The sequence below is a fragment of the uncultured Paraglaciecola sp. genome, assembly GCF_963977085.1.
Classification (GTDB): Bacteria; Pseudomonadota; Gammaproteobacteria; order Enterobacterales; family Alteromonadaceae; genus Paraglaciecola.
Genome location: NZ_CAXBNC010000010.1, coordinates 115,491 through 134,925 on the forward strand (window position 1 = coordinate 115,491; position 19,435 = coordinate 134,925).

At 40.8% G+C, this 19,435-nt stretch carries 15 protein-coding genes and 1 tRNA gene; 10 read left to right on the plus strand and 6 right to left on the minus strand.

Annotation, left to right across the window (positions count from 1 at the left end; all coding sequences use genetic code 11):
• The first annotated feature begins 39 nt into the window (after positions 1-39).
• On the plus strand, positions 40-3,153 hold the full coding sequence (locus AAC000_RS13365; protein ID WP_339723290.1) for a CusA/CzcA family heavy metal efflux RND transporter: 3,114 nt from the start codon (positions 40-42) through the stop codon (positions 3,151-3,153).
• 385 nt (positions 3,154-3,538) lie between these two features.
• Here AAC000_RS13365 and AAC000_RS13370 read toward each other — a convergent pair whose 3' ends face one another.
• Together AAC000_RS13370 and AAC000_RS13375 are read right to left on the minus strand one after the other, a co-directional pair.
• Positions 3,539-4,309: a TraB/GumN family protein gene (locus AAC000_RS13370; RefSeq protein WP_339723291.1), complete on the minus strand. Its 771-nt coding sequence runs from the start codon at positions 4,307-4,309 to the stop codon at positions 3,539-3,541.
• A gap of 829 nt (positions 4,310-5,138) precedes the next feature.
• Positions 5,139-5,215 (minus strand) — tRNA-Val (locus AAC000_RS13375).
• Between the two features lie 309 nt (positions 5,216-5,524).
• On the opposite strand from AAC000_RS13375, the gene AAC000_RS13380 reads away from it, so the two are divergent.
• Genes AAC000_RS13380 through AAC000_RS13395 form a run of 4 tightly spaced genes read left to right on the plus strand, consistent with a single transcriptional unit; the run spans position 5,525 to position 10,762 of the window.
• Positions 5,525-6,601 (plus strand): alpha/beta fold hydrolase, encoded by a 1,077-nt coding sequence (locus AAC000_RS13380; RefSeq protein ID WP_339723292.1) that lies wholly within the window; start codon positions 5,525-5,527, stop codon positions 6,599-6,601.
• Positions 6,598-7,470, plus strand: a complete 873-nt coding sequence (locus AAC000_RS13385; RefSeq protein ID WP_339723293.1) for an acetoacetate decarboxylase family protein — start codon at positions 6,598-6,600, stop codon at positions 7,468-7,470. Before AAC000_RS13380 ends, AAC000_RS13385 begins: the two co-directional genes overlap by 4 nt.
• Positions 7,463-9,010 (plus strand): patatin-like phospholipase family protein, encoded by a 1,548-nt coding sequence (locus AAC000_RS13390; RefSeq protein ID WP_339723294.1) that lies wholly within the window; start codon positions 7,463-7,465, stop codon positions 9,008-9,010. Before AAC000_RS13385 ends, AAC000_RS13390 begins: the two co-directional genes overlap by 8 nt.
• 27 nt (positions 9,011-9,037) lie before the next feature.
• Complete coding sequence (locus tag AAC000_RS13395; RefSeq protein WP_339723295.1) at positions 9,038-10,762, plus strand: GMC oxidoreductase; 1,725 nt, start codon at positions 9,038-9,040, stop codon at positions 10,760-10,762.
• Between the two features lie 215 nt (positions 10,763-10,977).
• On the opposite strand, the gene AAC000_RS13400 is transcribed toward AAC000_RS13395, so the two are convergent.
• From AAC000_RS13400 to AAC000_RS13415, 4 genes are all read right to left on the minus strand, one after another.
• Positions 10,978-11,982, minus strand: coding sequence for a DUF3080 domain-containing protein (locus AAC000_RS13400; RefSeq protein ID WP_339723296.1), 1,005 nt, complete (start codon positions 11,980-11,982; stop codon positions 10,978-10,980).
• 5 nt (positions 11,983-11,987) lie between these two features.
• Positions 11,988-12,731, minus strand: a complete 744-nt coding sequence (locus AAC000_RS13405) for a pteridine reductase (protein ID WP_339723297.1) — start codon at positions 12,729-12,731, stop codon at positions 11,988-11,990.
• A 104-nt stretch (positions 12,732-12,835) separates the two neighbouring features.
• Entirely contained in the window at positions 12,836-13,696 is an 861-nt protein-coding gene (locus AAC000_RS13410; RefSeq protein ID WP_339723298.1) for a fructosamine kinase family protein, read from the minus strand.
• Positions 13,697-14,013: 317 nt separating this feature from the next.
• Positions 14,014-14,664 carry an START domain-containing protein gene (locus AAC000_RS13415; RefSeq protein WP_339723299.1) on the minus strand — a complete coding sequence of 217 codons (651 nt, stop codon included), beginning with the start codon at positions 14,662-14,664 and terminating at the stop codon, positions 14,014-14,016.
• Between the two features lie 170 nt (positions 14,665-14,834).
• On the opposite strand from AAC000_RS13415, the gene thrS reads away from it, so the two are divergent.
• From thrS to pheS, 5 genes are all read left to right on the plus strand, one after another.
• Positions 14,835-16,748: a threonine--tRNA ligase gene (gene thrS, locus AAC000_RS13420; RefSeq protein WP_339723300.1), complete on the plus strand. Its 1,914-nt coding sequence runs from the start codon at positions 14,835-14,837 to the stop codon at positions 16,746-16,748.
• Positions 16,749-16,786: 38 nt separating this feature from the next.
• Positions 16,787-17,314: a translation initiation factor IF-3 gene (gene infC / locus AAC000_RS13425; RefSeq protein ID WP_339723301.1), complete on the plus strand. Its 528-nt coding sequence runs from the start codon at positions 16,787-16,789 to the stop codon at positions 17,312-17,314.
• Positions 17,315-17,430: 116 nt separating this feature from the next.
• Positions 17,431-17,628 carry a 50S ribosomal protein L35 gene (gene rpmI / locus AAC000_RS13430; RefSeq protein ID WP_039989589.1) on the plus strand — a complete coding sequence of 66 codons (198 nt, stop codon included), beginning with the start codon at positions 17,431-17,433 and terminating at the stop codon, positions 17,626-17,628.
• 17 nt (positions 17,629-17,645) lie between these two features.
• Positions 17,646-18,002, plus strand: coding sequence for a 50S ribosomal protein L20 (gene rplT / locus AAC000_RS13435; RefSeq protein ID WP_007620756.1), 357 nt, complete (start codon positions 17,646-17,648; stop codon positions 18,000-18,002).
• A 452-nt stretch (positions 18,003-18,454) separates the two neighbouring features.
• Positions 18,455-19,435: a phenylalanine--tRNA ligase subunit alpha gene (pheS, locus tag AAC000_RS13440; RefSeq protein ID WP_339723302.1), complete on the plus strand. Its 981-nt coding sequence runs from the start codon at positions 18,455-18,457 to the stop codon at positions 19,433-19,435.

A 19,435-nucleotide genomic window follows, 5' to 3' on the forward strand; every position in this document is an offset into this window, starting at 1 on the left:
TTACTTGGTCATGCGTCTTAGTTATTGGGGGACGAACACATGATTGAATCCATATTACGTTTATCCATAGAGCGACGAGGTTTAATGCTGATGTTGATCTTCCTTGTGTTGGGCATGGGGATATTCAGTTATCAAAAATTACCTATTGATGCGGTACCCGATATCACCAACGTGCAAGTGCAAATCAATACACAAGCATCGGGCTTTTCGCCTTTGGAAACCGAACAGCGGATCACATTCGTTGTAGAAACAGCACTGGCTGGATTGCCTGATCTGTCCTACACCCGCTCTTTATCTCGCTACGGGCTATCTCAGGTAACAGCGGTATTTGATGAAGGCACTGATCTGTATTTTGCGCGTAATCTCATCAATACCCGATTAGGTGCAATCAAAAGTCAGCTACCTGAAGGGTTAGCGCCTGAAATGGGACCTATCGCTACTGGGTTGGGCGAAATCTACATGTATACCTTGCGAGCCAAGCAAAATGCCATGCAAAAAAACGGTGAGCCGTACGATGCAATGGCGCTTCGCGAGATACACGACTGGATCGTAAAACCGCAGCTCGCACTTGTTAAGGGGATCACTGAAGTTAACGCCATTGGTGGTTACGTAAAACAATATCATGTGAATCCTGAACCACAGAAAATGCTGAATTTTGATATTAGTCTGAGTGATATCCATCGTGCGCTGGAGCGAAACAACACGAATCAAGGTGCGGGGTTTGTTGAGCGAAATGGGCAACAAATACTTGTGCGCTCACAAGGTCAACTACAGACACTTAGCGATATAGAAAATGTGGCAATAAAACGCATTAATACTGTCCCCGTTGCGGTGAAAGACATTGGCAGTGTAGCTATTGGTAAAGAGCTGAGAACGGGTGCAGCAACACAGGAGGGTGAAGAGACCGTTTTAGGTACAGCAATGATGCTAGTTGGCGAAAACTCACGAGCCGTTGCTCAATCCGTTGCCAAAAAGGTGAAGGACATTCAATCCAGCTTACCTGAAGGTATTGTCATTGAGCCGGTCTACGACCGTACCCTACTGGTCGATAAAGCTATCGACACGGTTCAGAAGAATTTAGTAGAAGGGGCGTTATTAGTCATAGTGATCTTGTTCATATTGCTTGGCAATATTCGCGCCGCGCTCATCACTGCGGCAGTTATTCCGCTAGCAATGTTGGCGACCATCACAGGGATGGTTAATACCGGTGTGTCTGCCAATCTGATGAGCCTAGGGGCATTGGATTTTGGATTAATTGTCGATGGTGCGGTGATCATCGTTGAGAACTGTATCAGGCGGTTATCCGAGTCTCAGAAGCGCACAGGTGGAGTCTTGCCACTAAAAGAGCGGCTAGAACTGGTTTTTCAAGCGACCAACGAAGTCATTCGTCCTAGCTTGTTCGGTGTATTGATTATTACTGTGGTGTATATCCCGCTGTTCTCATTGACAGGCGTTGAGGGCAAAATGTTTCAGCCAATGGCGGCAACGGTCATCATGGCGCTGATAGCAGCGATGCTGTTCTCTATTACTATTGTACCGGCGGCAGTCGCGATGTTTATGGGAGGCAAAGTCAGTGAAAAAGAAAGCTTCATTATTGTTGCAGCTAAATCCGCCTATCGCCCCATCATTCACCTTGCACTGAAATTACGCTGGATAGTGCTTGTCGGCTCAGTCTTGCTGGTAGTAGGCAGCTTATGGTTGGCAACGCGATTAGGCTCTGAGTTTGTTCCTCAGCTTGACGAAGGAGACATCGCACTGCACGCCATGCGAATACCGGGCACAGGTATCGAACAAGCCGTCGCAATGCAAAAAACACTTGAATCTACCTTGATGGAATACGAACAGGTACTCACAGTGTTTGCTAAAACCGGTACCGCAGAGGTAGCTACCGATGCGATGCCGCCCAACGTAACCGATACCTTTGTGATGCTAAAACCACGAGCGCATTGGCCTGATCCTGACCTATCAAAAGCTGAATTCGTGGAAACCCTTGAGCGAGACTTACAAGCGGTGACAGGCAATAACTATGAGTTTACCCAACCTATCCAAATGCGCTTTAACGAGTTGATAAGTGGAGTAAGGGCTGATCTTGGTATAAAAGTCTTCGGAGATGATTTAACCACACTGGTTGCTTCTGCAAACGACATCTTAACGGTTTTGCAATCAATAGACGGCGTGGCGGATGCGCGACTTGAGCAGGTCGATGATATCCCTATCTTCACTATCACCCCTAAGCCCGTCGAGTTGGCACGTTATGGATTGGACGTCGCCGATTTGCAGGAGTGGTTGGCGTCGGCCATCGGTGGTAATACCGCAGGTTTAATTTTTGAGGGAGATAGACGATTCGAGTTGCTTGTGCGATTTGATGAAGGTATACGCACAGATTTAGATGCCCTTGGCAGCACTCCTATCATTACACCCGATGGGGAATTTGTACCCTTATCAGAAATCGCTACGCTGGGTTACTCGTCTGTTCCCAATCAAATCAGTCGAGAAAACGGTAAGCGCAGAGTCGTGGTTACCGCCAATGTCAGAGAACGCGACTTAGGGAGTTTTGTTGACGAAGCAAAAATCAAAATAACCGAACAGGTTGCACTCCCAGCAGGCTACTGGCTGGATTATGGCGGCACGTTTGAGCAGCTTGAAAGTGCCAGTCAGCGACTGTCTATCGTGGTGCCTGCCACGCTTTTTCTGATACTTGTATTACTAGTGGTGGTGTTTGGCTCATTTCGTGATGCATTGATCATCTTCACTGGCGTGCCTTTAGCCTTAACAGGTGGTGTTTTTGCGCTCTGGATGCGTGACATGCCACTGTCTATATCTGCCGGAGTCGGATTTATTGCGCTCTCTGGTATTGCGGTACTTAACGGCTTAGTGATGTTGTCATTTATTAAACAGCGAGTACTGGAAACAGGTGACTTGATTAACTCAATCGTTGACGGGGCTATCACAAGATTGCGTCCGGTTTTGATGACAGCACTGGTGGCAAGCTTAGGTTTCATCCCCATGGCACTGAATGTCGGGACTGGCGCTGAAGTGCAAAGACCGCTTGCAACTGTGGTGATTGGCGGGATCATCTCGTCCACCATCCTAACATTGGTCGTTTTGCCTATTTTGTATCGGATGATGCATTCGAAATTAACCAGAGTGTGATTGTAGGGCACCGTATTGCAGAAAATACGGTGCTCTTCGTCTGGAAATTCAAAACAACTGAAAATGATTACTGAATTGTGTATTCACCAATAAGAAGCAGATTGTCCGGAATACTACAATTACCACCAATTCAATCAAGGTCGAAAGACGATCCGCAAATGACACAATCGACCGTCTGCTTTTAGGCTCAGAGCAGCCAGTCAACATGCGTCAGTTCAATAGCTGCAGTTGATACTTAGCTGCTTATCGGATTAAGGCTGTTTTTATCTTCCCTTCAACCCTGTTTTTACTAACATGGGAATTTCTTTTCTAAAATGTAAAATTGGTAGCCACTACAATAATTACGTTTATATTTTCTTCTGAGGAATTCTGATTCTGTTTATAATTAAGGTGCAATGACTTTAGAGGTGTAACCATAATCATTCAGAAGCATGTTTTGTACACTTTTTTCACCTACACAATGAAGCGCACCAATAACAAAAAGCGTAGGTGTTTCAGAGTTAATTGTAGTTATGAACTTATTAATCCAATTTGAATTTCGTTGAAAAATAAGGTTCTTGAACAATTCAGGAAGTTCTTCAATGGCTTTATTTTGAATTTCTATAAAGCCTTCTTCATCTCTATCATTCCAAACTTCTGTTAACTGGTTCATTCGCTTGAGAAATTCTGTCTTATTTCTTACTGGTTGCTTTAGAAACTTTTGTTGCTCATCTTGAGGGGCATTCTCGAAGTAAAACAATAAATCATTTTTAGACTCAAGCCATTCAATTTCCTTATTATCACGCTTTGATTTATCCCACATTCTTTTATCGATTCCAGAATTAAACAAAAAACCATTGGATTCATTTATCGAATTGCCTATTAACATTGCGGCGAACCATATTTTTGATTTTTCTAACTTGCTGTATTCAATACCATATTTTTGCCATACTTTTTTTGTATCGCGGAATAGTGATTTGGAAATATTGTTAGATAATTTATCACTTTCATATGAGCATATGGAGGCTTCTTGAGGATCGAGTGATGTTTCAAAAACCACTTTTTGGACATTATTATAAATGGCATCAATATGGCGTTCACGATTAATGGAACCTTCTTTCATAAAATGAAGAGAACCAAGAATATAGACTTGTGTGTTATCGAATTGCCAAATCATTTAACTTTCCTTTTAAAATATTCGGAATTAATGTTTACCGTCTTTCAGTAAAAATATCATTTTAATATTAATATTCCAATTTATGTTACGAATAGTAATATTATATTATTCACTAATAATCGGTATGTAAATGACTTGCAGATGTATAATCCTACTTTTACTTGCCGCAACTAAAAAACAAACCATTAAAAAAAGCATATAAAACAATTATTTAGAGGATATAAAAAAGACTCTTTCAAACTTTTTTGGTATTTGAGCAATCCAAGCTCAATCATACGAATTTTAAATTGGGTTTCTACCGCGCGATTCAGTCGACTATGGGCGAACAGGAGTAACTGGATTTAACTTTGCCGAACGAATGCAATAATAGACTCAATAAAAATCGGTTCCCTTCTTCCACTAGATAAGTTCGATTAATTTACTGTAAGGTAGATTTTTATAGCAACGTAGATATTTGACGGTCTTCTTGGCGGCTCGCAAAGTGATAGATATAAAAAAGCCCCTGACCAAATATTGTTATCTTCAAAACGGCTCGCATATGTAAGAGTAATGTTTCCCCTTTGTTTGATAAACTAAGTATCTTACTCCAACAAGGCAAAAAGGATAAGAGGTGATATCACTCCGTTAGGAATGGCAATTACCAACATATAACTAATAATATAAGTTCTTATGAAAATTAACTTATACCTGAAACATGAAGTAAAGATAGCGAAGGAGGATTACATTGCAGAGTTTATCTACGAAAGGTGTCTATTTGGTGTCTTAACATTTGAAGGCTAAATGAGACTTGATTGATGGAAATTTAAGTTATTAATAAATAACAAGAAATTGGTACAACCGAGTGGACTCGAACCACCGACCCCCACCATGTCAAGGTGGTGCTCTAACCAGCTGAGCTACGGTTGTATAAATAGATATTCGCTGTAAAGACTGAGCTTTGAAGCGGCGCGTATAATAACGACGAGACTATTTATCTGCAAGCCCTTTTTTGATTATCTTAGTGCGATCGCGCAGCAATTGAACAAACTTAGCATTCTTGCCGCTTAACGAGTGGTTTAAATAGTCCCAATATAAAATTTTGGGTGATTATTGTACAATCTATAACTTGCCACTATGCTTTTAACATTCTAAATAACTGCTTTAAACCTGATCTGACATTCGTTTAATAAAATATGTCCTGCTGTATATCCGGGTTGATATTTTCGGGAGTGAAAATTGACACAGGCCGCAGTCAATCAAGTTGAAACTATTGTTCCGTTTACGGCGGGTGATGGTTTAAAACTCAATCTAATTAATATTAAAAATCCTGATGACATAACTAAAGGTCCGATTATCTTAGTGCATGGCGCAGGAGTCAGGGCAAATATTTTTAGGGCGCCTGTCGACCAGAACATAGTTGATGCATTAGTGCAGCAGGGCTACGATGTGTGGTTAGAAAACTGGCGGGCGAGTATCGATTTTAAACCTTTGAAGTGGACCTTAGATCAAGCCGCTATCTATGATCATCCTTATGCGGTAAAAAAGATTTTAGACATGACAGGTGAACGCCAACTTAAAGCGCTAATTCACTGTCAAGGTTCCACCAGTTTTACTATGTCATTAATTGCGGGGTTATTGCCACAAGTTACTACAGTAGTGAGTAATGCTGTTTCTTTACATCCTGTTGTACCGAGCTGGTCTAAGGTCAAACTCTACCTAATGTTGCCGTTAGTAAAGTTTATGACGGACTACCTCAATCCCCAATGGGGAATCAAGGCGCCTACTTTTACCGCTAAATTAATTCAGGCTATGGTGATGCTAACTCATCATGAGTGTGATAACCCCGTATGTAAACAAGTGAGTTTTACGTACGGGAGTGGGTGTCCGGCGTTATGGTCTCATGCCAATCTAAACGAGCAAACACATCATTGGCTTAATACCGAATTTGCGGCAGTGCCCATGAGTTTTTTTGCACAAATTACCCACTGTATAAAACGCGGTAATTTGTTCTCAGTAGAAGGCAATAGCTTACTACCACTCGATTTTACTGAAGCCCCCCCTAAAACCAGCGCGCGTTTTGCGTTTTGTGCAGGTCAAAATAACCTTTGTTTTTTAGCTGAGAGTCAAAAGCGAAGTTATCAATATTTTTCGGCAATGACAGCTAACTTCCATGTTTTAAAACTCTTCCCAGAATACGGTCATCTAGATGTATTTATGGGTGAAAACGCAGCAAAAGATACTTTTCCCTTTATTATCGAAGAGCTGAACAAGGGGAATCCTCAGTTTATTGAACATTACTCGGAACGCTTATGAGTTTTATCACTAAACGCATTAAAGACTATACAGGTAAAAAAGCCTTAGTGGACGGTATTCCATTTACCTTACCAGTGGAAGCAATCCATTCTCCCGCTTTGATGGCCATTTTTCCTTGTGATTTTCAGCAAGCCCAACGTTTTTTGCCCCAAGGAATTCATCCGTTGCGATTGTGGAAAAAGGCTTTACTTGTGGTCACCGTAATTGATTATCGTGAAACGACTATTGGTAAATATGTGGAATATAGTATTGCTCTAGCTTGTACCTATGGTGAAAAGCCTGCGCCGAGATTATTGCCTGCATTGTTGCCGAGTGTTTATAAAACAGGTCAGTATGTCATTGATTTACCCGTGTCATCTGAAATATCAGTAAAAGGTGGCAAAGGCATTTGGGGCATGCCTAAACATCAAGCCAGTCTTGACTTCAAGGTGACAGAGGATAAAGCCAGTAGTCAGTACGATTTGGACGGTAAGTTAGTCACTTATGTGGAAATAGCTTTACCTAAAAAGGTGTGGTTTCCCGTTAAAGTTAAAGCTTCAAACTATTGTTCGTTTCGGGGCATGTTGATGCGTTCCGATATCTTTCTAAATAATAAGGCTGGTTTTAATTTATTTAGTAAGGCCAAAGCGCGTTTTGTTATTGGTGACCACCCAAGGCTGCAAGCATTAAAGAAATTGGATATTCAAGACTGTATGGCAGCAGTCTATTTACCTTCTATTCACGGCATTTTAGATGACCATATCGAAAGTTGGTTTTTAACTCACGAAGCATTACCAGAAGTGACACCTGAGGGACTTGAGTCAGTTGTTGATCTCTCGTTAAGTGAGCAGTGGTTGGCTGCACCTAATGCAGAGGTGCCTAATGAGTGAGTTTTCTCATATTCCTCAAGGTGCTGCGCCTGTTGCTAAAGATGGTATCAGACGTTCGTTGATTATACCCGGTGGCGGTTTGCGGTTGTCTTATGCGGCAGGAGTGATTAAGACATTATTTGCTGCAGGTTTAACTTTTCAACACATGGATGGCACGTCCGGTGGCGCCTTAAATCTGGCGATGTTGTTGTCCGGTGTCAATATTGACGATATTTGCGCCCGTTGGGCGAGTTTAGACATGCAAGATACAGTGGCATTTTTACCCATTAAACAAGCCATTAATTTAAAAGAGTTTACAGCTAGCGGCAGCGCTGAGGGGTTTCGTACTAAGGTATTCTCTCATTTAGGCATTGATGTACAAAAAATCAAAGGGGCAAAGGGAATACAAGCAACCTTTAATGTGGGCAATTTTAGTCAAAAAATGAATCAGGTGGTTGAGTATCAAGATATATCTGAGGACTTATTGATTGCGGGGTTGTCGTTACCCGGCGTGTTGCCTCCTGTAACTATTAATGGCCAGGTGTATTTAGATGCGGGGTTTGTGCAAGACGCCAACTTAATGGAAGCCGTTAAGCGGGGGACAAACGAAATATGGTTAATTTGGATCTTGGCGAATATCCCAAGTTATCGAACAGGGCTACTGAACTGTTACGTGCAGATGTTAGAAATGAGCGCCAATGCTGCTCTGCATAAAGAGTTGGCACAAATTGATGAGATTAACCAGCGTATTCACCAAGGCGAAAAAATTTACGGACATGAGCAGCCCATTAGGCTCCATATTATTAAACCTGCAAACCCTCTGCCTTTAGACCCCGACTTATATACAGGTCATGTTACTCATCAACAGTTAATTGATTTGGGTACGCAAGATGCTGAATTTTATTTAACCCACAAAACACAGGAGGGGGTTCCTTTTGAGCCTCATATTACCGTAATGACTGAAGCAAGATTAGGCATTCAATTTAAAGAAACTATGGCAGGCGGCTTTTGTTTAGACGTAAAAGAGCCTAAGCAAGGAAGCAGCAGGGGCAAACATAAAGGCTTCGAATTGGCTATGCATGCGCAGGTAGATATAGATGATATACAAAGATTTGTGGAAGATCCTAATCATGCAGGACGCTTATCTGGCAGCATTGATTTTACGCCTATGGGGGTAGGTATGGTGGCTCATTCAGGGATATTCAATTTGTTTTACCCCGACTCTCAACCTGATATGAAGTTGATGGTATACGAACTGGGATTTAACTATAACGGGCAAGAATTTTATCTAGCGGGGAAAAAAGAGGTCAGGGATGATCCGGGTTTTGACCTGTGGTCAGATACCACCACATTATTTACTCAGTTGCATCAAGGCACTGATAAAAATGCGCCTATAGTGGGAGCGGGCATTTTAAGTTTAGGTATTAAGGACCTGTTAAAACTGGTTTCTACAGTGACTGTGCTTAACGCGCAATCTAATAAAGATAAAGTGGCTACCGTTGCCAAGTTTGGTCAGTTTTTTATGGGCGAGCTGTGGGATAGTTATGTCAAAAGCAGTTAACCCAATATGGAAAGTAAGGAAAAGGGTATGCAGTTAGATTACGAAGCAATAGTCATAGGTAGTGGTTTTGGTGGTGCCATTAATGCCTGTAGATTAGCAAAAAAATGGCCTGGTAAGGTCTTGGTCCTAGAAAGGGGCAAACGCTACCCCATGGGCAGTTTTCCTAGAACACCTCATGATATGTCGAATAATTTTTGGAATGTTGTAAGAGACAATCAAGACAACCCAAAAAATGCCGGAAGTAAAGAAATGTTTGGCTTGTTTGATATTCGTAGTTTTGAGCACATGGATGCTGTGGTGGGGGCTGGGTTAGGTGGAGGCTCTCTTATTTACGCCAATGTATTTCTGGAGCCGCCAGCGCATATCTTTGATCATAACTGGCCAGCTAGCTGCAAAAAACAGGCACTGCAACCTTATTATCAAACGGCTAAGTCGGTATTAGGGGCAAGACCTATTCCTGAACAGAGTGCTCCGAGGCGGGAGGTAGTGCGTACAAAATTGTTTGAAAAGTTTGCTAAGAGTGATGGTCGAAAATCTGAGCTAGTTGATATTAATGTGTTTTTTGGCAATGATTTTAATAAACCTACAGATATAGGCGTTCAGCAGAAAAACCGTTACGGTGCGCTGCAAACCTCTTGTGTGTATTGCGCCGAGTGTGATGTAGGTTGCAATACCCATTCTAAAAATACCACGGATTTAAATTATTTATTTGTCGCTGAAAATACCTATCAGGCTCAGATTGAAACTATGACGCTGGTGGAAAAAATTGTACCGCTAAACAGTTCTGGCGATGAAGATCCGCAAGGTGACGGTTCATATGGATTTAAAGTGATCTGGTTGGATTTAAATAACCATAAGCATGAGGCAACTGCCACAAGTAAAAGAGTCATAGTGTCAGCAGGCACATTAGGCTCTAATGAATTGTTACTACGTTGTCGTGATGTGTTTAAAACCTTACCTAGGATCAATCAACATTTGGGGCAGCACTTTTCTGGAAATGGTGATTTTTTATCTTTTGTGATCGACGGAGAAAAACCGGCTGATCCCAATTATGGTCCGGTGATCACCCAAAAAATAGATTACAACTTGTATTCCGATTTTAAGTCCGACCAAGCCTATATTTTAGAGGATGCAAGTTTCCCTAATTTTGCGTCTTGGTATACCGAAGGAATAAAACCCGGTGTATTTCATCTCTCTGGATTGTTGCGGACACTAAAAGCCTTGATTGTACGTTTTATTCGCGGTGCAAAAACCGGGCGCATAGGTTTCGCATTTAGAGAGTTACTTAAAAATGATGCGGCATACACCACTTCAGTGTTGTTGTGTATGGGCATTGATAATAGTGCGGGGAAGATGAAATTGGACAAACAAGGCTTTTTAAATATCGAATGGCCTTATAAAGACAATATGCCACTTTACAATGCCATTATGGATATGGGGAAACGATTTAAAAAGTGGGCCAATGCCAAGATTTTCTTACCTATGCCAAACGTGCTCTGGCCACTCAAAAGTAATGTCACTGTGCATTCGTTGGGGGGCTGTAAACTGGCTGATAGTCCAGATAAAGGAGTAACCAGTGCAAATAAGGAAAGCTTTGGACAGGTATTTGGTTACCAAGGGCTATATGTTGCTGACGGTTCACTATTGCCAACCGCGGTGGGTGCTAACCCTGTTGCAACCATTTCGGCACTTTCAGAACGCGTGGCAGAAGGTATAACGGGTATTAAACCTAACCCAAATGGTGATTTATAGATTAACCTGGGCCAGCTTAGATAGAAAATCTCAATGAACAAGATATATTGAACCACGGAGGTCACAGAGAAAAACTAAGAATAGTCGCTGCTTCGCCGAACGATATAGGTAAATCCCAATATGCTAATTCGTTCATCTTAACATTCCTTTACTTTGTGAAGCGAAGCACTCCTTTTCCTCTGTGGTCAATAGCTTTTGACTTTATAAATACTGAGCTAAGGTTTACCAGGCTGCTTATTGCAGCGTTTAAACAAGCTTTGCCAAAATAGGACGTGTTGTTGCATCGCAATCTGATAATTTTCAAAGCCTTGTTGGTTAAATTGTTTGATATAGTTTTTAAAACTGGGTGATAAATGCGGGTGTGCTGACATTATTTCGAAAATGGGGCCGAGTTGATATTGGTAGTGATTCATTTGACTGGCGATGGGTTGAATCTTTTCGATGAAAAATTGATAAAACACGTTTGTGAGATAATCTACTTTTTGCTTTGACCTAGTGCTGTCACACTGAAGATCTTCTGAGTGTAATGTAAGCCATAGTGTGGCGCGAGTTAAGTATTCAGATAACGTTAGTTGGCTTAACCATAATTTGGCCGGCAGTGGATTATCTTTTAAGTTTTTCAAATGTTGTTCTAATCTTGCACTGCTAAGCTGTTTGTTTTGATCGATGTAGAGCAGAAAATTTAAGGCGTCTTTGGTTTGTATTAGGCCATCCTGTTCGTTTCCTTGAACTAATCCATAATTTGCACTCAACCCTTGTTTCATTTCACTACTAAGTTGAATTAAGTCTGCCCAAACCAAAGGTAGCTGCTCAACTTTAGTTTGCTTCCAGTCCACTAATTTTGCTTGCAGCTTTGCATCTTTGCTACTTATTAAGCATTGATCTAATGCCTCGATTAATTGTCTTTCGTAAAAATAACGAATAGAAGGTAACTGCAGGTTGCCAAGTGAAGTGTTGCGCTGTGCAACAAGTGAATACAATTCACAGTGTTTAAGGGTATAAAATTCAAACAGTTTAATGGTAGTGGCGGGAATGTTTTGATTTAACTCCCTAAGCGTGGGGTAGGGAGGCAAACTTATATTAAGTTTGTCTGGACTTTCAACACCCACCACCTTGGCCATGCGATCTTGATATTCTTGTAAATGTAATTGAAGTCGATGACTGCTGTCACAGCCCAATACCAAAATCATCACAAACAAAGTTAAAACCTTATAGCGCACAGTGATTAACCCTTTGTATATGAAGAAATGCTGCGTCCCCCATCAACTGCAATGATTTGTCCTGACACATAGGAGGCTTCAATTAGATACTTAATTGCATGGGCAATTTCATGCATTGTTCCCAAACGCTGCGCCGGCACTTGGTTAAGGATTTGTTGTTTATCATCTTCATTCATTTGCATTTCGGGCCATAAAATAGCGCCGGGTGCGACACCATTAACACGTATTTCAGGGGCGAGCTCTAACGCTAAAGATTGTGTCATGGTGACTAACGCCGCTTTTGCCATGCAGTAAAGTGTATGGTCTTTTAAAGGCCTTACTGCATGAATATCCACCATATTAATAATGACACCAGTATTTTGAGTTAATGCTTGGGTACAATATTGGGATAAAAACAACGGTCCTTGCATATTACTGCCAACTAGTTTTTGCCAGTCATTACTGGTGATAGTGCCTATGGGAGTGGCATAAAACGAGGATGCATTGTTAATGAGTACATCTAAACGCCCAAATGAATCAATGGCTTGTTGTCCAATTCGTTCAATATTAGATAAATCAGAAAGGTCACCTTGTACTAACATTGCCGATTTGGCTCTGATTTGGTTCAGTTCATTACATAAGGTTTCTGCTTCGAAGCGGGATTCGTTGCAGTGAACCACAATATTTGAACCAAAAGAATGTAGGTATCTTGCTGTATGTGCGCCAATTCTTTTGGCACCACCGGTAATCAGAGTGACTTTGTTTTCCATTTTACTCAAACTTAAAATATAAAAGGCTAAGGATATAACTGAAATGAGTGAATGAATAGGGTCAGGCGAATAGGAAAGATCAATAGCGTTAATATTGACTCAAACTAACTGTCTAAGTTTTTTAGGGTGATCTTAGCGCTATCAATGTAGTGACCACCAAAAAGTAACGCATGGTTCAATACATGATATAGCTGATAAATAGGTTTGCGATATTCATAACCATCTTCAAGAGGCCAGATGTCTGCATAACCTTGGTAAAAACTTTCTGGGAAACGTCCAAATAATTCGGTCATGGCTAAATCTGTTTCACGATCACCATAATAAAATGCGGGGTCATAAATTACTGGCTGATTGCCATGAAAACCCGTGTTTCCTTGCCAGAGGTCACCATGAAGCATGGACGATTTTGGATGGTGTCCTACTAATAAGTTTTTCACTGATGCTACTACGCCTTCTATGTCGGCCAGTACAAGACCTTTTTCAGATAACAATTGCAGCATAAATCCAATACGTTGCTCAGCAAAAAAACAATTCCACTTTTTTTGCCAAAGATTAGGTTGTGGTGTAAGACCAATAAAATTATCTTCCTGCCAACCATACATTTGTTGCGTGTGATTGGTGTGTAATTTTGCTAACGTTTGCCCGAAGTGAAACCAACTGGTGTCGCTACCTTGGGTTATAGTGACATATTCCAACACTAAGTAACTATGACTCGATACTGAACCTGAACAAATTACTTTTGGTACTTTAAATAATTGAGTATTGCTTATGTGTTCTAAACCTTCCCGTTCAGCCTCAAAATTAGATAAATAAATTTTTTCATTGGTTTTGACAAAAAAACGCTGTTTCCCATCTGATATTTTATAGGCTTTGTGGCTATCTCCTGCTTTGACTTCGCGAATATCGTCACAAATAAAATCTTGTTGAATACACTCACTGATTTGCTCGCTAATAAAGTGCCACATGTTCAAACCTTATAAGGTGTGTTGTTAGCTAATTATGGTGTAACTATTAAACTTGTATGGTTGATTAAGTTCTTTAATAAGTAGTTTTTATATTAATCAGTAATTAAAGTTCTGTGCCTTCGACATTTTCATTTCCTTTAGGTCGAGCGTCAAAGGAATAGATGCCTGATACCCACAAGCAATAATTGATCACTATTGAACTAACGTGCAAAGCCTACTATTGGTGGTAACCGCCATTAGTGGCACAAAGGTTATACATAGTATCCAAAAAGGGGGAAAGTCCTAGGTTTAATCCTTTATAACTATGGAGGTATTAGTCATTCTGAGGTGGTCTGGGGATAAATTGGCTGATATTTTTCTAACAATATGACTTTGTTTAAATTTTGAAAGGTTTTCAACATGGATGAAATCAATTCTCTGTTGGCAATAAAAGTAGGTAGGTTACCACCCGGGTTACCACCACCTGTGTAGGTGATTTCGCTTTTCCCTTCTTCTATTGTATCTGCTTCCCATAAACCATGCATGTTTTGCATGCGAACAAATTTTTTATGTTTTGGAATAACTTCACCTCTGTCTGTAATTTCAATTTGCACTGAATGTTCAGAAGTTTTAATTGAAGACAGTGTGACCATATCACGATCTTTGACTGGCCAAGGCGCTTCAAAAAAAGTATTGATCAAGCGCTCCGTTGGAGATACAACCTCTAACATTTTCACCTCAATACAGTTGTGTATCCATTGGGAAGAAAATGCTACGTCATTAAATAAGGCAATCAATGCGTGAGGATTGGTTTCGACTATGGTTTTAACCATGATTTCTTTATATCCAGAATCGGTCTGTTTACTGTAAACACTGACATTGTGTTGTTGTTTTTCAAGTTTCCAGTCTTCTGCCCAGCTAGCATTGCTCATTAACCAGGTGGATAAAACCAAAAAGTTAACAGCAGTTTTTATTGCTTTGCATTGCATCACTAAACCTTATCTCGTTATAATACCGCTGATTGTTCTGATGGTAGCAGAGCATCTTTTTTCAAAGCACCCTTTTTTGGGTGTTTTTTATTTTTATTTATCGGTTCAGCCGACTTTAAACATTCGCATGTGGCGCTTGGTAGGTGTCACCACTGCATAAGGATTTTGATATGCCCGTAATTACTCTTCCCGATGGCAGCCAACGCCAATTTGAAAATGCAGTTTCAGTATTTGATGTAGCCACTGATATTGGTCCAGGTCTAGCCAAAGCCACGATAGCGGGTAAAGTGGATGGTGTGCGTGTTGATGCACACGACTTAATTGAAAATGATGCTCAGGTACAAATCATTACGGCCAAAGATGAAGATGGTTTAGAAATCATTCGCCACTCTTGTGCTCACTTAATTGGTCACGCTATTAAGCAACTTTACCCTGATGCAAAAATGGCAATTGGTCCTACTATCGATAATGGCTTTTATTACGACATTGATATGGAACATTCATTAAATGATGAAGATCTAGTCAAAATCGAAAAGCGTATGTTGGATTTGGCAAAAACGAATTACGACGTAGTTAAAAAAGTAGTGACATGGCAAGAAGCCAGAGACGCCTTTGAATCTCGAGGTGAGTCATACAAAATCCAAATTCTCGATGAAAACATAGACAAAGATGACAAGCCTGGGTTGTATCATCACGAAGAATACATTGATATGTGCCGTGGCCCACACGTTCCTAATATGCGTTTTTGTCAGCACTTTAAATTAATGAAAGTCGCTGGTGCTTATTGGCGTGGTGATAGCGACAACAAAATGTTGCAACGCGTTTACGGCACGGCTTGGGCTGATAAGAAACAATTAAAAGCTTATTTGAATCGATTAGAAGAAGCTGAAAAACGCGATCATCGAAAAATTGGTAAAGCATTAGATTTATTCCATTGGCAGGAAGAAGCCCCAGGCATGGTGTTTTGGCACAATGACGGCTGGAGTATCTACACCGAATTAGAGAAATTTATTCGTGGCAAATTGCGGGAATACGATTATCAAGAAGTAAAAGCGCCGTTAATGATGGACCGTACTTTATGGGAAAAGTCTGGGCATTGGGATAAATATGCTGAAAACATGTTCACCACAACGTCTGAAAAACGTGAATATGCTGTGAAACCAATGAACTGTCCTGGTCATGTTCAAATATTCAACCAAGGCTTGAAGTCGTATCGCGACTTGCCACTACGTATGGCTGAATTTGGCTGTTGCCACAGGAACGAACCCTCAGGTGCCTTGCACGGTTTGATGCGTGTCCGTGGGTTTACTCAAGATGATGCCCACATTTTCTGTACTGAAGAACAAGTGTTAGCTGAAGTAGGTGGCTGTATCGATTCAGTTTACGAAATCTATAAAATCTTTGGTTTTGAGAATATCTCGGTGAAACTTTCAACTCGACCTGAAAAACGAGTGGGTAGTGACGAAACATGGGACAAAGCTGAAAAAGAATTGGCTGAAGCCTTAACCTCTAAAGGGATTGAATTTCAGTACTTGCCAGGTGAAGGGGCTTTCTATGGTCCGAAGATTGAATTCACCCTGCATGATTGCCTAGATAGAGCTTGGCAATGTGGCACAGTGCAACTGGATTTTTCTATGCCAGGACGTCTAGGTTCCACTTATGTGGCTGAAGATGGTGAGCGTAAAGTACCGGTTATGATCCACAGAGCCATTTTAGGTTCGCTAGAACGTTTTATTGGTATTTTAATCGAAGAATATTCTGGTCTGTTTCCACTTTGGTTGGCACCGACTCAAGCCATTGTGATGAATATTACTGATAAACAGGCCGATTATTCGAATAAAGTAGTGAAAATGCTAAAAGAAAGTGGAATTAGGGCCAAGTCGGACTTGAGAAATGAGAAGATAGGCTTTAAGATCCGCGAGCACACGCTCAAGCGTGTCCCATATTTGCTTGTTGTTGGCGATAAAGAGATGGAAAGTGGTGAAATTGCAGTGCGTTCGCGCAAAGGTGATGACCTAGGTAAAATGTCTATTGAGGACTTTATCGAAAAAACCATGTCGGAAGTTGACAATAAACATATCTGATTAATTTTGCGGAGGAACAACATATTAAAAGCGCTAACATGAAGGCTAAAGATTCGAACAAAGCTCGGATCAACGAAGAAATTACATTAAATGAAGTACGTTTGGTAGGTAAAGAGGGTGAACCTTTGGGCGTAGTGTCTATTAGTGAAGCCATGGAAATTGCCGAACAATCTAATTTAGATTTGGTTGAAATTAGCCCTAATGCTGAACCGCCAGTATGTAAAGTAATGGACTACGGTAAGTTCTTATTTGAAAAAAGTAAGACACTTAAAGAGCAAAAGAAAAAACAGAAACAAATTCAGGTCAAGGAGATTAAATTTCGCCCTGGCACTGATGAAGGCGATTACCAGGTAAAACTGCGCAACCTGCGTCGCTTTCTAGAAGCGGGAGACAAGGCCAAAGTAACGATACGTTTTCGTGGACGTGAAATGGCACACCAAGAGATTGGCATTGAACAACTTAAACGCGTTCGCGCGGATTTGGAAGACATTGCTAACTGCGAATCTTTCCCACATAGGGTAGAGGGTCGTCAGATGATCATGGTACTTGCCCCCATTAAGAAGTAGTTAAGGTCTACAAGTAGTTCGGATTCTGCCCCCGTTCTCACCTTGCTGCTAAACATGTAACTTAAACTTTGAGTGTCTGCAACACGATAAGTTATTAACAATGCGGAGTTTTAGCAATGCCTAAAATGAAATCACACCGTGGAGCTGCGAAGCGTTTTATAAAAACTGCTTCTGGTCGCTTCAAGAGCAAACAGTCTCACTTGCGTCATATTTTGACCAAGAAGAGTTCTAAGCGTAAACGTCACTTACGTGGCAAAAAATTGGTCCATGTGGCCGACACTGCGTTAATTCAACGCATGTTACCTTACGTTTAAAACAGGAGACTTAGAATATGGCAAGAGTAAAACGTGGTGTTGTTGCACGTGCCCGACATAAAAAGGTACTAAAACAAGCCAAAGGTTATTATGGAGCTCGTAGTCGAGTTTATCGCGTTGCTGTTCAAGCAGTAACAAAAGCTGGTCAATATGCATATCGTGACCGTCGCAACAAAAAACGTACATTCCGTCAGTTATGGATTGCACGTATAAACGCTGCTTCACGTCAAAATGGTTTGTCTTACAGCCGTTTCATCAATGGTTTGAAAAAAGCCTCTGTTGAAATCGATCGTAAGATTTTAGCTGACATAGCGGTACATGATAAAAATGCGTTTGTTGCATTAGTAGATGCAGCAAAAGGTGCATTAGCTTAATTTTTTAACAATTAAGTTTAAGTTCTTTCAGGAAACGGCGAGCATGATGCTCGCCGTTTTTCTTTGCCCCGAAAACATCCCTCAATTTCTTAAAAACAAAACCCTAAATATACCAACAAATAAGTTATAGCTTCTTTTCCCTCTGTGTCGCGAAGCGCTCTGTGTCCTCTGTGGTAAAATGCTTTTCATGATGAAAAACTAAAGAATTATATCTCACCACAAAGAGCACCGCGGGCACGGAGAAAAACATAATCCAGATGTAACTCAGTCAAAAATGCCCAAATTCGGTGGTTTACTCAATATTGTTGCTAAATAACGCAACTTTGTGGCATTTGCATCTAGCCTCAAAGTGCTGGTTTCGTGTAGAATTGCCGGCTATTTTGAAATGGTATTTACTAACCAAGTTGTTGAATAAAAGCCATATTTCTTACATCCAAAAATTCGGGGACACTATGGATCTTGATGCCATAATTAGTGAAGCAGAAGAGCAAATTAATGCAGCAGAGGATGTCACTATTCTTGATGCTGTGCGCGTTGAGTTTATGGGCAAAAAAGGACGGATGACTGAACTCCTAAAAGGTTTAGGTAAATTGTCAAATGAAGAACGTCCTGCTGCGGGTCAAAAAATTAATTTGGCGAAACAGAAAATTCAACAATTGATCCATGCTAGAGGGGAGTTATTACAAACCCAAGAGCTCAATAAAAAATTAGCGGGTGAAACTATCGATGTCACTTTGCCTGGGCGAGGACAGAGTCGAGGTGGATTACACCCAGTCACTCGTACAATTAGTCGCATCGAAAGCTTTTTTAGTGAATTAGGGTTTAGCGTTAAAACTGGGCCAGAAGTAGAAGATGGTTTCCATAACTTTGATGCGTTAAATATTCCTGCGAATCATCCCGCTCGTGCAGACCACGATACCTTCTATTTTAATCCTGATGTGATGTTACGTACGCAAACTTCAGGTGTGCAAATTCGCACCATGGAAGTAGAACAGCCGCCTCTTAGGATTATTTCCCCAGGTCGTGTGTATCGTAATGATTATGATCAAACGCATACACCTATGTTTCATCAGGTTGAAGGTTTGATGGTCGACAAAAATGTGAGTTTTGCGGAGTTAAAAGGTATTTTGCATGACTTTTTGAACAACTTTTTTGAACAAGACTTACAAGTTCGTTTTCGTCCATCTTATTTTCCCTTTACTGAGCCTTCAGCAGAAGTCGATGTAATGGGTAAAAATGGTAAATGGTTAGAGGTTTTAGGTTGCGGAATGGTACATCCCAATGTACTTAAAGCGGTCAATATCGATCCGGAAGTCTACACAGGATTTGCTTTTGGTATGGGGGTTGAACGCTTAACTATGTTGCGTTACGAAGTGAATGATTTACGTGCATTCTTTGAAAACGATCTTCGTTTCCTTAAGCAATTTAATTAA

Coding starts and splice junctions, on each gene's coding strand:
- AAC000_RS13365 (WP_339723290.1), top strand. CDS start 40: ATGATTGAATCCATATTACGTTTATCCATAGAGCGACGAGGTTTAATG.
- AAC000_RS13370 (WP_339723291.1), bottom strand. CDS start 4,309: ATGATTTGGCAATTCGATAACACACAAGTCTATATTCTTGGTTCTCTT.
- AAC000_RS13385 (WP_339723293.1), top strand. CDS start 6,598: ATGAGTTTTATCACTAAACGCATTAAAGACTATACAGGTAAAAAAGCC.
- AAC000_RS13390 (WP_339723294.1), top strand. CDS start 7,463: ATGAGTGAGTTTTCTCATATTCCTCAAGGTGCTGCGCCTGTTGCTAAA.
- AAC000_RS13395 (WP_339723295.1), top strand. CDS start 9,038: ATGCAGTTAGATTACGAAGCAATAGTCATAGGTAGTGGTTTTGGTGGT.
- AAC000_RS13405 (WP_339723297.1), bottom strand. CDS start 12,731: ATGGAAAACAAAGTCACTCTGATTACCGGTGGTGCCAAAAGAATTGGC.
- AAC000_RS13410 (WP_339723298.1), bottom strand. CDS start 13,696: ATGTGGCACTTTATTAGCGAGCAAATCAGTGAGTGTATTCAACAAGAT.
- AAC000_RS13415 (WP_339723299.1), bottom strand. CDS start 14,664: ATGCAATGCAAAGCAATAAAAACTGCTGTTAACTTTTTGGTTTTATCC.
- thrS (WP_339723300.1), top strand. CDS start 14,835: ATGCCCGTAATTACTCTTCCCGATGGCAGCCAACGCCAATTTGAAAAT.
- infC (WP_339723301.1), top strand. CDS start 16,787: ATGAAGGCTAAAGATTCGAACAAAGCTCGGATCAACGAAGAAATTACA.
- rpmI (WP_039989589.1), top strand. CDS start 17,431: ATGCCTAAAATGAAATCACACCGTGGAGCTGCGAAGCGTTTTATAAAA.
- rplT (WP_007620756.1), top strand. CDS start 17,646: ATGGCAAGAGTAAAACGTGGTGTTGTTGCACGTGCCCGACATAAAAAG.
- pheS (WP_339723302.1), top strand. CDS start 18,455: ATGGATCTTGATGCCATAATTAGTGAAGCAGAAGAGCAAATTAATGCA.